At 35.1% G+C, this 14,196-nt stretch carries 14 protein-coding genes; 7 read left to right on the top strand and 7 right to left on the bottom strand.

Annotated elements, in window-relative coordinates; all coding sequences use genetic code 11:
- Nucleotides 1-81: 81 nt before the first annotated feature.
- Genes HOO91_07265 through HOO91_07255 form a run of 3 tightly spaced genes read right to left on the bottom strand, consistent with a single transcriptional unit; the run spans nucleotide 82 to nucleotide 3,129 of the window.
- Entirely contained in the window at nucleotides 82-1,083 is a 1,002-nt protein-coding gene (locus tag HOO91_07265) for an NADP-dependent oxidoreductase (protein NOU17339.1), read from the bottom strand.
- A gap of 24 nt (nucleotides 1,084-1,107) precedes the next feature.
- On the bottom strand, nucleotides 1,108-1,893 hold the full coding sequence (locus tag HOO91_07260) for an SDR family NAD(P)-dependent oxidoreductase (GenBank protein ID NOU17338.1): 786 nt from the start codon (nucleotides 1,891-1,893) through the stop codon (nucleotides 1,108-1,110).
- 45 nt (nucleotides 1,894-1,938) lie between these two features.
- The gene (locus HOO91_07255) at nucleotides 1,939-3,129 is read right to left on the bottom strand and encodes an NADH:flavin oxidoreductase (protein ID NOU17337.1); all 1,191 of its coding nucleotides are present in this window, start codon (nucleotides 3,127-3,129) and stop codon (nucleotides 1,939-1,941) included.
- Between the two features lie 109 nt (nucleotides 3,130-3,238).
- Here HOO91_07255 and HOO91_07250 point away from each other — a divergent pair, with 109 nt between their 5' ends.
- A complete protein-coding gene (locus HOO91_07250; protein NOU17336.1) occupies nucleotides 3,239-3,673 on the top strand; it encodes a helix-turn-helix transcriptional regulator in 435 nt (144 codons plus the stop codon).
- A gap of 404 nt (nucleotides 3,674-4,077) precedes the next feature.
- Here the strand turns inward: HOO91_07250 and HOO91_07245 are convergent, their stop codons facing one another.
- Together HOO91_07245 and HOO91_07240 are read right to left on the bottom strand one after the other, a co-directional pair.
- The gene (locus tag HOO91_07245) at nucleotides 4,078-5,433 is read right to left on the bottom strand and encodes an ATP-binding protein (GenBank protein NOU17335.1); all 1,356 of its coding nucleotides are present in this window, start codon (nucleotides 5,431-5,433) and stop codon (nucleotides 4,078-4,080) included.
- On the bottom strand, nucleotides 5,423-6,802 hold the full coding sequence (locus tag HOO91_07240) for a sigma-54-dependent Fis family transcriptional regulator (protein ID NOU17334.1): 1,380 nt from the start codon (nucleotides 6,800-6,802) through the stop codon (nucleotides 5,423-5,425). The genes HOO91_07245 and HOO91_07240 overlap by 11 nt, the downstream gene beginning before the upstream one ends.
- 255 nt (nucleotides 6,803-7,057) lie before the next feature.
- Between HOO91_07240 and HOO91_07235 the strand changes: the two genes are divergently transcribed.
- The 6 genes from HOO91_07235 (at nucleotide 7,058) to HOO91_07210 (ending at nucleotide 11,979) form a co-directional block, all read left to right on the top strand.
- Complete coding sequence (locus tag HOO91_07235; protein ID NOU17333.1) at nucleotides 7,058-8,317, top strand: HlyD family efflux transporter periplasmic adaptor subunit; 1,260 nt, start codon at nucleotides 7,058-7,060, stop codon at nucleotides 8,315-8,317.
- A 38-nt stretch (nucleotides 8,318-8,355) separates the two neighbouring features.
- A complete protein-coding gene (locus tag HOO91_07230; GenBank protein NOU17332.1) occupies nucleotides 8,356-9,039 on the top strand; it encodes an ABC transporter ATP-binding protein in 684 nt (227 codons plus the stop codon).
- Nucleotides 9,040-9,243: 204 nt separating this feature from the next.
- On the top strand, nucleotides 9,244-9,543 hold the full coding sequence (locus HOO91_07225) for a hypothetical protein (GenBank protein NOU17331.1): 300 nt from the start codon (nucleotides 9,244-9,246) through the stop codon (nucleotides 9,541-9,543).
- 11 nt (nucleotides 9,544-9,554) lie between these two features.
- Nucleotides 9,555-9,908 (top strand): hypothetical protein, encoded by a 354-nt coding sequence (locus tag HOO91_07220; protein NOU17330.1) that lies wholly within the window; start codon nucleotides 9,555-9,557, stop codon nucleotides 9,906-9,908.
- A 42-nt stretch (nucleotides 9,909-9,950) separates the two neighbouring features.
- Complete coding sequence (locus tag HOO91_07215; protein ID NOU17329.1) at nucleotides 9,951-11,309, top strand: TolC family protein; 1,359 nt, start codon at nucleotides 9,951-9,953, stop codon at nucleotides 11,307-11,309.
- Nucleotides 11,310-11,439: 130 nt separating this feature from the next.
- Nucleotides 11,440-11,979, top strand: a complete 540-nt coding sequence (locus tag HOO91_07210) for a hypothetical protein (protein NOU17328.1) — start codon at nucleotides 11,440-11,442, stop codon at nucleotides 11,977-11,979.
- A 74-nt stretch (nucleotides 11,980-12,053) separates the two neighbouring features.
- Here the strand turns inward: HOO91_07210 and HOO91_07205 are convergent, their stop codons facing one another.
- The gene (locus HOO91_07205; GenBank protein NOU17327.1) at nucleotides 12,054-12,524 is read right to left on the bottom strand and encodes a GNAT family N-acetyltransferase; all 471 of its coding nucleotides are present in this window, start codon (nucleotides 12,522-12,524) and stop codon (nucleotides 12,054-12,056) included.
- 9 nt (nucleotides 12,525-12,533) lie between these two features.
- Nucleotides 12,534-14,183: an amidohydrolase family protein gene (locus tag HOO91_07200; protein ID NOU17326.1), complete on the bottom strand. Its 1,650-nt coding sequence runs from the start codon at nucleotides 14,181-14,183 to the stop codon at nucleotides 12,534-12,536.
- Between the last annotated feature and the right edge of the window lie 13 nt (nucleotides 14,184-14,196).

Genomic DNA, 14,196 nt, shown 5'->3' with positions numbered 1-14,196 from the left:
TAGACTTGATGCTTCTAACTCCCAGTCATAAGTTAGCATAAACCGTTAGCTGCAACTTTACCGACCATCACCGCAGACAGTCTACTTGACCTTGACAATTACTTTTCCTTTTGCACGACCACTTGAAACGTAGGATATTGCTTCGTTCATTTGCTCAAACGGAAATACTTTATCAATGACAGGATGAATAACACTCGTTTCAATCAGCGAACCAATTTCTGACAACTGTTTTCCGTTGGGTTTCATAAATAAAAATGAGTAATCAACGCTAAGTTGTTTGGCTTGTTTTCTGACTTTTCGGCTTAAAAAGAACATTGCTGATTTCAAAAATAGATTCAAGCCTATTTCGTTAGCAAATGCCACATCGGGTGGACCTGAAATGGATATTACCTTTCCGCCTTTTTTCAGAATTCGCAGCGACTTTTCAAGTGTTTTTTCGTCTTGACTGTTCAATACCAAATCAAACTCATTGAGTATCGTTTCAAAATCTTGCGTTTTATAATCAATCACAATATCAGCACCCAAACTTTTGACCAATTCAAAATTATTGGCACTTGTGGTGGTGGCCACAGTTGCACCCAAATGTTTCGCCAACTGAATAGCAATCGTTCCGACACCGCCCGAACCGGCTTGTATAAACACTTTCTGACCCTTTTTGAGCTTTGCTTTTTCAACAAATGCTTGCCAAACCGTTAAAGCAACCAACGGAACAGAAGCTGCCTGTTCCATTGAAATATTTTTGGGTTTTAAGGCGACATCGTTTTCATTGATAGCGATGTATTCAGCAAATGTGCCGATACGGAAATCGGCAGGTCGTGCAAACACTTCATCGCCCATTTTGAAACGACTGACTTTTGAGCCGACTTTCGTTACTACGCCAGCCACATCGTGTCCTAAAATCAAGGGAAATTTATACGGAAGTAATAACTTGAATTCGCCACTTTTTACCTTGGCATCTAACAGATTTATGCTTGTGGCGTGTATCTGCACCAATACATCATTTTCTTTAACAACTGGTTTGGTAACTTCAACAAGTTGAAGTTTATCCTTCTTACTGTAGCGGTTTATTGTATATGCTTTCATTTTTATTCTTGTTTATGAAAATTGTTAATGCAAAAATTTGTCTGTCCTAAGCATGGGGAGAAATAAATTCTTCGGATTAATCAGTCGGAATGCCAATCTTGGAAAAAGTCGATTGATCATGTAAACAGTGGTTGTGTAGCCCATGCGAATGGTGTATTGGTCTTTTTGCAATCCTGCGATAAATCCCTTTATCAATTTTTCCGTGCTCATTTTTTTGATTTGTTTATGGGCAACTAATTCGGTTTCTACCGCAGGTGGTAACAACTCAAACACTTTTACATGGCTGTTTGCGATCCGCAAGTGTTCGCGAAGCGACTTTGTATAAAACGCCAATGCTGTTTTTGACGCCGAGTATGTTACGTCAAGCAACGAAGGTACATAGCTTAAAACAGAGGTGGTGTTGATAATTGCGCTATCCTTTCTTGAGTTCAGCATATCCAAAAAAAGATTATTGAGCCGAATAATAGCCAAGTAGTTGATGTTTATTTCGTAGGTAGCACCTTCAAAATGTTTGTCGCTGGGGATACCTAAATTTGAAGGCATCATGCCAACACCTGCGTTATTGTAAAGAATATCAATTCCGCCCAATTCCTTAACTTGATTGTAGAGCGAAATTGCATCTTCTGCATTTGCTACATCACTTTTTATAGTAATCAAGTTCGGATACAGTTTTTTAGCTGTATCTAATTTATCCTGACTTCTGCCTGTGATGATGACCTTTGAGCCAATTCCAATAAATTGTTTGGCGGCTTCCAGTCCAATGCCGGCACTTCCACCGGTAATCAATATTGTTTTATTCTTTAATTCCATATTTATTTTATTTAACTATTGATTATCAATTGACTACAAAATAGATTAAGCCACTGATTTATTGGGAACTTTTCCGTAATAACATCTGAATGGTGCTTTTTCAATTCCTATAATACAGAAATTGCATTGAATACATTTAGACTGCGTTTGTTTTCCGGTTTTGAATTTATTTACCAAATCCGCTTCAAGAATAAATGGTCTGCACATAGATACTAAATCACTTTTATTCTGATTGATAATAGTTTCAATTTCATTTATATTTGTTATGCCACCGACTACTATCACCGGAATATTTACCGCATTTTTTATGGCTGTTGCTGCATCCAAATTGTATAAGCGTTTGGGCTGGGGTTGTGGAAATGATTTTTTGGCTACCACTCCGATAATGCTTTTTACGAACCCTGGCATTTTATTCAATCGTTCATTTTGAGCCACTAACATTTGCCATGGAACATTACCGCGCATTGTTGCCAAACCAGCCTTTATTGTTCCATTAGAGACTTCAATGCCATTGCAACCTACCTGTTCTAATAGTTTGGCAATTTTAACCGATTCACCTATGGACATTCCATTTTTCAGGGTTTCATAACCATTTATTTTTGCAATTATTGGATAATTACCCACTTCTTTTCTGGCTTTTTCAAATATAGTTTTTACTATTCTGAAACGGTTTTCGGTGTTTCCGCCCCATTCATCGGTTCGCCTGTTCATTCTTGGCGAAACAAATTCTGATAGTAAATATCCATGAGCTAGGTGAAGTTGCACACCATCAAAACCTGCCTCTTTCGCATTTTTTATTCCTTGAACAAATGCTTCTATTACTTCCAAAATCTCAGCTTTAGTCATTTCTTTAGCCTTATAATCGGAAATTTTTGAAGGTGCAATTACAGGCATCTTGGTATCCTCTTCTTTCGTTTGTCCACCGCAATGGTTAATTTGGGCAATAATGGGCGTGCCTAACTCATGCATCTTTTGTGTTATTTTTTTGTATGCTTTGATGTTTTCGTTGCTATTCAGCAATGACATGTGAGCACCCGAACGTCCTTGTTCGTTAACCCCAATAAAACCGGTGATTATTCCACCGACACCCCCTTGTGCTAATGCTGTATATTTTTTTTCTAATTGCTCGGTTGGCGTGCCGTCTGTTTCACTCATTCCTTCATAAGTTGCCGATCGGATAATCCGGTTTGGAAATGTTATCCCTGCCAATTGAAATGGCTCAAATACCTTGTTCATCTGTTTCATTTTTTTGATATTAAATTTATTTTTTACCTTTGCTTGCAATTTGCAAGTGCAAAGATAATTATTAACTTGCAAATTGCAAGTCAATAATAAAATATTTTTTATGAAAGAGATAAAAAAAAGGTCAGATTGCCCATTGAGTTGCTCACTTGACGTATTTGGAGATAAGTGGTCGTTGCTCATTATCAGGGATTTAATGTTTAATAAAAAAAGCACCTACAATGATTTTTTAAAATCAGATGAAGGCATTGCTACAAACATTTTAGCATCAAGACTAAAAGGACTTGAAGAAAATGGTATAATTGAAAAATTAGAACACCCCGACAGCAAAGCAAAAATTTTGTACAGATTGACACAAAAAGGAATTGACTTGTTACCTATAATTATGGAAGTTTACATTTGGTCGGACAAATATTTTACTATTCCAGCAGACATAAAAGCGACAATTAAGGAAGCCAAAAAAGACAAGGACAAATTTGTAAAGCAGATTACGAAAGAATTGAAAAATGACTTGAAAGAGAAAAAAAGCAACAGCTAACACACTAAATTCCATTTGGGCTGAGATGTAGAAACCAAAGTTTTTCGTATTTTAGTTTTTAATTAACGGGGGATAAAGAAACGTTTCTTTGCTCCGATCGCTAATGATGAAAAATGACTAAAAAATTGATTGTCGTCAATAAGGACGTGTCTTTGTCAAAAAAGAAAAATGATAGAAAGAGGATTATACTTAAAACGATTAAGTCAATTAAAAGACCAGAACCTAATAAAAGTAATAACACCCGCTAGCGCGGATTTAACTTCGTTGAATTCGTAAAATACGCTCGGTTGTATTTAGGCTGATGAAGAATTTGCAATTATTTTCACATTCTGGTAATTCCATCCATTTTAATCGCATTTTGCGATAATGCCAATTGGAAACATATAACTAAAGATATTCTTGAACTAAAAAGTCATTGTAAAAGTTGTTCCGTGGGAAGGAACGGAATAAGCGGTTATGCTTCCATTATGTAAGCGCATAATCTGCCGCGATAAGCTTAACCCAATTCCAGAGCCCTTGGGCTTGGTTGTAAAGAATGGGATAAAGATCTTGTCGAGTACTTCTGGAAGAATGCCCACTCCATTATCAACAACCTGAATGGTGACTCTACCCCTTTTATTTAGGAATGCTTTCATAGTAATTTGAGGATTTTTTGCCCCTTCAAGAGCATGAATAGCATTCTTAAATAGGTTTATCACCACTTGTTCCAGAAGTTCAATATCTACTGAGAATTCAATATCTGATGGATCTATCTCACTGTGAAACGAGATTCCCGCTTGGGTTATCTCATCATTCATTAATGGGATAATATTATCGAAAAGATTTTTAACGGTAGTAATTTTGAAGTTAGGCTTTGGTATCCGCGTTAAATTCCTATAAGTGTTAACAAAATGAAGTAAGCCAGTACTGCGTTTATGAATGGTTTGTAAACCCTGTTGAATCTCCTGAATGGTTTCTGGATCTAGATTTGAAGCGGGCTCTTCGGGGTTAAGTTCCTGAAGATTTTTAATCATTAAATCAATGGTTGATGAGAGCGAAGCAATTGGGGTAATCGAATTCATAATCTCGTGGGTTAACACGCTAATAAGTTTCTGCCATGCTTCAGTCTCCTGCTCTTCCAATACGCTCTGGATATTCTTTATAGTAACTAGCACAATAGTTTTATTGTGAATCTTGAATTCTGTGCTGTTAATTGCAAGTTGGAGCAAATCATCTTCTTGCTGCACTTTAATAAGAGCACTTTCGCCCGGAGTAATAGTTAATAGCTTTTCAACTAGTTCGCCACTTATTTGGTAAAGTTGCTTTACATTCTTTAGCCCGCTAATCTGAAAGAGTTTCTTGGCTGCCTTATTAATCATCTCAACGGTGCCATCCTTCTGGTATGCAATAATACTTACATCAATATTTTGAACTATACTTTGTAGGTAATGGAAATGCTCCTCTTTTTCGGTACGAACGGTTTGAAAATCTTTAATTACATCATTGAAGGCTTTATTCAGCTCATCAAAGGATGGACCCATTCCTTCCACCTGAAATGAGCGGGTAAATTCGCTAAATCTAATTGATTCTAAGAAACTTGCAAGATCTCGATTTGTTTTATCAACGTACTTGAAAAGAGCATAAAGTTGAATAATAATTGCTACCCCAATTAGAACTGGGGTGATAAAAAAGTTTTTCCATGTATAAAAGGTCAGAAAAATGGTAATAGCAATCAGTATTATCCTGACTATTATGTTAAACCTGAAATTTTTATAGATCATACTTTTCCATTCTACGGTACAACGATGTTCGTGTAATACCTAACTCGGTTGCTGCTTGAGTAATATTTCCCTGGAATTGTTTAAGAACCTTATTGATTATCGCTTTTTCAACCTCTTCAAGATTGTAAGTGTCAAAATCGCCTCCCACAGCTTTTGTTTGCTTTGTTGCTGATAGGAAGAAATCATCGGGTTGTAATATGCTTGAATCACTCATAATAATTGCACGCTCAATAGAATGTTGAAGTTCGCGTACATTTCCGGGCCAATGGTAAAGATTCAACTTTTTTAAGGCATCAGCACTTAAATTAGTGATGTCCTTTTTATACTTTTTAGAGTAAATCAGAATAAAGTGTTTTGCAAGCAACGAAATGTCTCCTTGTCTTTCTCTCAGCGGGGGAAGATGGATTTCAACAGTATTAATTCTATAAAGAAGATCCTGTCGAAATTGACCTTCGGAGGTCATTTGGGTGATATTATTGTTAGTTGCACAAATCAAACGCACATCAATATTTTTGGGTTTATTTGAACCAACTCGAATAACTTCACGTCTTTCAATTACTGTAAGCAATTTTGCTTGCATGGCAAGTGTGAGGTTACCAATCTCATCTAAAAAAAGTGTACCCCCTGAAGCAATCTCAAACCTACCGGGTTTTTCCTTCTTAGCATCAGTAAAAGCACCTCTTTCGTGTCCAAATAATTCGCTCTCAAAAAGAGATTCAGCAATTGATCCTAAATCGATATTAATAAATACTTCACCTGAGCGAGGAGAATTTCGATGAAGAGCCCTTGCCACAAGTTCTTTCCCTGTTCCATTTTCACCCAGTATTAGTACATTGGCATCTGTCTTCGCAACCTTTTGAATGGTGGCAAAGACACTTCGCATCTCCTCAGAATTTCCAATAAACTCATGGAAAGGCTGATCGAGAACCTCGCTAATTTCTTGCTGTTTCATCTTTAACGTGTCAACCTCTTGCTGGGAACGTTTAAGTTTCATGGCGGCTGAAACTGTAGCAATAAGCTTCTCATTCTGCCAAGGTTTCAATATAAAATCTGTTGCCCCTGCCTTAATAGCCTTTACGGCTTTTTCTGCATCGCCGTAAGCCGTTATAAAAACAACAATAGCCTTCGGATCTATACTTAAAATTTTTTCTAACCAAGAGAAGCCTTCCTGACCACTAATTGCATCCTTGGTAAAATTCATATCCAAAAGGATAACATCATACGTTTCTTTACCCATCAAATCAGGTATATCCGAAGGGTTAGGTGTTGTATGTAATAGTTCAATATGAGGTTTAAGAAGCAGTTTAAGGGCAAAAAGAATATCCTCATTATCATCAACAACTAAAATTTTTCCTGCTTTCTTATTCATTGTTAGCAATTTTTTAATTTTAAATAATTAAATATGCAACCTTATAAAAAGTAATATGAGGTAAATATATAAAAAAACTATTACTAACAGATGTGTTGATAGTTATGTGTGCGAAATCGAACATGAGATGTTGCATTACCGAACATTAATAAAGATATTTTTACACGAATAAAAAAGATAAATAATTAATTATCAAACGATAGTTAATTATGGCATATAAACTGTTTAAACAATAACAAACCTGAAAATGCTTTTATGATGGATAAAGTTATTCAAAAAAAGAAATGGACTCTTAAAAAGATTCTTTGGATTACAGGAACTACTGTTTTTGTAGGACTTATTGCGTATTACTTGGCTTTTGGTGATAAAAGTTCAAAACTTAATGTTGAGGTCGATAAGATAACCATTGAGGAGGTTACTCAGGACCTATTTAGAGATTACATAACTGTAATTGGCACAGTTGCCCCAATTCATACTATTTATCTTGACGCAACAGAGAGCGGAAGTAGAGTTGAGGAAATTATACTTAAAGAGGGGAGCATGGTTAAAAAGGGTGATGTAATCGCCCGGTTTAGTAATACCAACCTAATTTTAGAAATTTCGAATAATGAGGCAGCTGTTTCTAGAAGTACCAATGAACTTCGGAATATCAGGCTTCAAATGGAGAGGCAGACTCTTGATACACGTAGCCAGTTAATACAATTTTCATTTGATTTAAAAGAAAGAGAGCGTACCTATCGAAATAATAAAATTCTTTATGAACAAAAGCATATATCAAAGGATGAGTTTGAACGTTCGAAGGAGGCTTATGAACTCACTAGTGAAAGGATAAGTCTATTTCGCCAAAGCGCAATTAAGGATTCTATATACAACATAACACAAATTAAAACACTTGAGGAACAAGATGAGAGAATGCAAATGAACTCAAGGATTGTTAGAAAAAGATTGGAATCCTTAGAATTCAGAGCTCCTGTAACGGGTGAATTGGCTTCACTTAATCTTGAGGTTGGACAAGTAATAGGTATGGGGATTCGTATGGGTACAATTAACGTGCTAGATTCCTACAAATTAAGGGTTGAGGTAGATGAACACTATATATCAAGAATTGTAAGAAATTTAACAGGCGATTGCGAATTTGCTAGTAAAATGTACAAAGGGGAGATTAAAACTGTTTACCCAGAAGTTCGTAATGGTCGTTTTACAGTTGATATGGTTTTTACCGATTCTGTTCCTAATAACATAAGGATAGGCCAAACATCTCGTATAAATCTTGAATTAGGCGAATCGCAGAGGGCAATTCTACTAAACCGTGGAGGTTTTTACCAAAGTACAGGTGGGCAATGGGTATATGTGGTGGATCCTATTGGTAGTTTTGCAACCAAGCGTAACATCAGAATTAATCGTCAGAATCCTAGATTTTATGAAGTTATTGAGGGCTTAACACCAGGTGAAAAGGTTATTGTTTCTAGTTATGATAACTTTGGAAATGTTGATAAATTATTGTTGAAAAATTAGATAACTATATTTTAACAAACAAAATAATATCTACTACTATGATTAAAACACAAGAATTAGTTAAGGTTTTCCGTACAGAGGAAGTTGAAACTACAGCTTTAAATAAGGTGAATCTTGAAATTAAACAAGGGGAATTTGTGGCTATCATGGGTCCTTCAGGATGCGGAAAATCCACCCTGTTAAACATTATTGGTTTGCTCGATAATCCTAGCGGAGGTGATTTTTATTTTAATGGCATTGAAGTATCGAAGTTCAAAGAAAAACAGCGCACAAATCTAAGAAAATCCAACATTGGGTTTGTGTTCCAGAGTTTTAACCTAATTGATGAGCTAACTGTTTTTGAAAATGTTGAATTGCCTTTACTATATATGAATGTTCCTTCATCTGAGCGTAAGAAAAAGGTTGAAGTAGTTTTAGAAAGAATGAAAATCTCACATCGTAAACAACACTTTCCACAACAACTTTCTGGAGGTCAGCAGCAAAGGGTTGCTATTGCACGTGCTGTTGTTGCTAATCCAAAACTAATCCTAGCCGATGAGCCAACAGGTAACCTTGATTCAGCAAACGGTGAAGAGGTTATGGAATTATTAAGTGAATTGAACCGCGAAGGAACAACTGTTGTAATGGTTACCCATTCACCAACCGATGCAGAAAAAGCTCACCGAATTGTACAACTATTCGATGGACATATTGTAACAGAGAATGTTAAAAAAGTATTGTAAAAGATTAATAGAATTATTTAGATTACTATAAAAACATCAAACTAAAATAATAAGAAAAAGGTTTTGCCATGAAACGCCCATATTTTAGGTGTGTACTAAAGTGAATAATCAGGATATGGGTGTTTCATAATTGTAAATAACATAAATAAACCATGACGACCTGTGTTATATAAATATATTATCGATTAATCTAATACTATAGTTATGAAAGAGATATGTATACCAATTTCGAATCTTGGGGAGGATGAAGTCGCTGATGTTACATTAACTATTGGCGGGAAAAAAATGAGTTACAGTTTTAGAGTAGAATCCTTTCCCTGGAATATTGAAAATAGTCAATCCTCACCGGATGATGATTCAATGCATGCTACCTTAGAGCAGATTATTCAACTCCGTAATTCAATCTCAAACTATGATAGCGGCTGGGAGTTAATTCAAATCTTCACGCCAAGAACTGGAGCCACACATATCCAGGTGCTTTATAGAAAGAAAAATGGAAATTAAATAATTTAGAAATGATTAAATACAAAATACTATTATTGACTTTTATATGCTTCATTTTCGGTTTTGTTGAGGCATATGCAGAGCAACCCTCATCGAGTAATCCTCCACGTGAGAAATCTCAAGTTGAAGCGGGTGAACTATCAAGTGTTATAGTTGTCACCGCCAATAATAATGAATCATTTGATTATGGGCTTTCCAATTCCGATTCTTGTTTAAATGAAGACTGTTATCCTTTTCTAACTATTAAGCCTAATTTTCCTCTAGATTCATCAAGTAATACTAGAATGTTGAATTATTTAAAACAATTACTGCCAGTGTATAGTGAAATGGATGATTTGGATATTGATATGATTGAAATTCTTTAGTAGTTATTAAACGAATATTTTTTGCTGATAAAAATACGAACCATGAAACAACATTTTAAATATTTTCTAACTGTTTTTGTTTTACTCTCTACTACCACTCTTTTTGCTCAGAAAAAATGGACTTTGGAGGAGTGCATTAGCTATGCTTTGCAAAATAATATTCAGATAAAAAGGAGTGTTTTACAATCCGAAAGATTAGAAAAAGATAATATTCAAGCGATTGCCAATATAACTCCTACAATCAATACTTATGCTAATTATAACTATGTTGACGGTTTTGATTTTAATCAGTATACGGCGAAATTCGAAAAATTTGCTGTTAAATCGGGTGGTGCTGGGATTAATGGTCAAATGGATATTTTTCAAGGATTACGTAATTTCAATAATATTAGGAGGGCGAAATTCGATTTACTTGCTGCTATAGAAGGAGTGGAAGAGTTGAAGAAGAATATGTCTATCAACATAACAACACAATACTTACAAGTTTTACTTGCGCAGGAAAACTGTAATTTGGCTATAAATAGAGTTGAAACTTCAAAGAGTCAACTCGAACGAGTGAAATCACAATATGAATTAGGTAATGTGGCAAGTACTGAGTTTTTACAAATACAAGCTCAAGCAATTAATGAAAAAGCCCAACTAACTGCTGCAAATAATTCATTGGATGCAGCATACCTAGATTTAGCTCAAATGCTAGAACTTGATACCCTTGATGGTTTTAAGATAAATACAGATAATATTATTTTAACAAATGATACAATATCAATGAGTTTAAATCAGTACTATGATTTTGCTCATTCTACAATGCCATCGGTTAAGATTGCTGAGTATAGACTTAAGAGCGCACGAAAAAGATATAGCATGGCAATTGGTAGTATTTCTCCAACTTTAATTCTTTCCTATCAGATTGGAACATCTTTTTCAGAAAGTGCAATAATTACAGATGCAGGAGGAAATCAAATAGCTTATCCACAATATTCTTTTAGATCGCAAGCTAAAGATAATATTCAGAAATTTGTTGGACTACAGTTAAATATTCCAATCCTTAACAGACTAACTGGATATACTCAAATTAGTCGAGCTAAAATAGATGTTTTAGATGCAAAATTTGAACTTCAAGAATCTGATAAAACTCTTTTAAAGAGTGTTCAGCAGGCATATGCAGCAGTTAAAGCAGAATATGATAGATATGAATCTTTGAAAGAAGCAGAATCCTCGTTCAAAGAAGTTTACGAGGTAAGTAAAGAGAAATTTAACCTTGGAATGGTAAATGCTATTGATTATGGAATAGCTCGTGATAATCTAATTAGATCCCAAGGTGAATTACTTCATGCAAAATATTCATATTTATTAAGACTCAAAATACTTGATTTCTATAGAGGTATTCCAATAACCTTGTAGTTTTTTCAGGTTTAATTAGTATGTTTAGTTTGTGGTTTGTTTAGCCCCAGGAGTGGTTCCCTGGGGTTCTTTTTTTTATATTTCATAAAAACTGCATATTTTTGTTTGTAAACTAATTAACTATTATTAAATGAAAAAGAGATTATTGTTTTTGTTACTACTTCTTATGGCGAGTAGTTCATTTAGTCAGGTTTTCAATACAGGTCAAACACTTAAACCAAAGACCTTCTCTTTGGGTATTGAACCCAGTGTTTTAATAAATGGAAACTCAGATTTTATATTATTTCTTCATGGAGGTTATGGTATAAAAAAGGGTATAGATTTTTCGGTGAAGGCTGGGTTTTTGGGTACAACCGATTATTTTGGAGCCGATGTGGAATTTGCTCTTCCATATAGAATGTCGTTTGTTGTTGGTGCTCATCAATTTGGTGATTTTGGTTTAGATGGTGCCTTAAATATCACGTTCCCTATAAAGAGTGATATTAGATTTTCTTCGGGACTTGACCTTGATGTTAATTTTAATGATGATAAAACTCGTTTCTTACTATGGCTGCCACTTGGCCTTGAAATAGGTGTTAGAAAGAATATGAGTTTTATATTTGAAGCAGAGATTGGATTAACTGATCCAGCTTACAATTTTATTGGTGGAGGCTTAAATTTTTACTTTTAGCGCATTCCAAGTATAAAATATCAAAAGTCCTAATTATTAGGATTTTTGATATTTTATGCTATTATGAAGTTAGACTAGACTATTCTTTTTTCGAACTTAATACTAATAAATTCATCAGGAACTTCATTCTCAGAACCTTGGTTTATAAAACCATTTTCTTCAAGCAGTTGACCAAGAGATTTATCCTCAACAGGTGTAGTTCCTTTAAGTATTGTTGATCCCTTCTTTCTGGCTAAATCTTCTGCAAATTTTAGAACTTCGGGGGCTAATCCTCTTTTTTGGAAGGGGGGGTAAATTGCCAATCGGCTAATTACTAAAGTTTTTGGGTTCGATTTATCGGGTTTAATTGTAACTGTCCCAATAGTAACCCTATCTATAACCAGTAGATATACAAATTGATTAGCAATATCTTCAGAGATGTCATTATAATCAGCTAAGCTATTGTTCCAGTACTTAATTCCTTTTTCGAGGAGTTGCCTCGAGCATTCTCTGATTATATAAAGTACCTCAATCAGTTTAGTTTTTTCTGCAAGCCTGATTTCCATAGCAAGCTATTATTTTTTTTGATAAACTAGTTCTCCTGCAACAAAAGTGCTAATAACTTTTGATTTTGGCAAATCTGATTCAGGCTCAACTAGTAAATCCTTTTCAAGAATTACAAAATCAGCCCATTTACCTGGCTCTAGGCTTCCTTTAAAGGATTCTTCGAAATTTGCTTTTGCTGCCCAGATTGTCATTGTCATAAGGGCTTGTTTTCTGTCCAAAGCATTTTCTTTTTGAAATCTATTTTCAGGCAATCCATTTAAATCTTTACGGCTAATGCCTGCATAAAATCCGAATAATGGGTTAATGTCTTCAACAGGAAAATCGCTGCCATTTGGCAACCAACCATTCTGCTTAAGTAGATCCTGATAAGCATAAGCGTACTTTACCCTATTGCCTAGGCGCTCATCTGCCCAGTTCATATCAGAGGTTGCATGTGTGGTTTGTACCGAAGGAATTACACAATACTCTCCGAATCTATTTAAATCCTGCGGATCTACAACTTGAGCATGCTCAATTCTCCAACGTAGATCGTTTTTGGGTTTAAGATATTTCGAATAATTGTCTAGCATCAACCGAACGGCTGCATCTCCAATGCAATGAGTGTTAACCTGATAACCTGCTTTAAATGCTCTCTCGCAGTTGGCTAATAGGCTTTCGGTAGATTCTACTTGAAGTCCCTTCGTATTTGGTGCATCAGTATATGGTTGTAATAATAATGCCCCTCTTGAGCCCAAAGCACCATCGGCAAAAAGTTTTATGGATCGAACTGTTAGATTATCTGTTGAATAAATTCCTTTTGAAAGAAAATGGTCGAAATTTTCAGCGGTAGGATTAAGCATTGCATAGACTCTCATCTTGAGTTTCTCCGTTTTTTGAAGGGAGTCTATTAATAGTACATCTTGTAAATCTATACCAGCATCCGATACTGTGGTTAAGCCAACTTCAAAGCAATTCTCCTGAGCTTTTAATAGTATTTGCTCCTTTGTTGCTCTATCTATTTCAGGTATAATTACTCTTACCAATTCAATAGCATTATCAACAAGAACACCAGTTAGTTTTCCGTCTTTTTTAATTAGTTCACCACCTTCTTTCTTTGAGGATTCTGTAACGCCCGCCATTTTTAGTGCATAAGAGTTTGCAATGGCTGCATGACCATCAACTCTAACTATAAAAACAGGTTTGTTGGGGAATGCCTTATCAAGTAAGTCATTCGTTGGAAACTCTTTAATATCCCATTCATTCTGATTCCATCCACGCCCCAGAACCCATTCCGATGGAAACTCTTTTTGATGAGCTACTAATCTTTCAATAACCTCATTCCATGTTTTTGCCCCTGATAGGGAAGCATTGCTAAGTGAAGTTCCGTATCCTAAAAAATGGCAATGAGGATCTATGAATCCAGGGAAAATATATTTTCCGGATGCATCTATAATATTCGATGCTTCATATTTTGAATCAATTTCTTGATTTGTGCCAATAGCAATAATCTTACCATTACCAATAGCCATGCTCTGTTTTGTGCTAAAGGTTGAATCAACTGTATAAATTGTTGCATTTGTCACAATTAAATCAACTTTTTGACGTTTCGAACATGCCATAATAAGAATGAATGAGATTATTGAAATGATAAAAATGGAATTTGTAACTCCCTTTTTCATAGCAACTATTTTA

The sequence above is a fragment of the Bacteroidales bacterium genome, from assembly GCA_013141385.1.
Classification (GTDB): Bacteria; Bacteroidota; Bacteroidia; order Bacteroidales; family Tenuifilaceae; genus UBA8529.
This window is presented reverse-complemented; position numbering and strand designations above follow the sequence as displayed.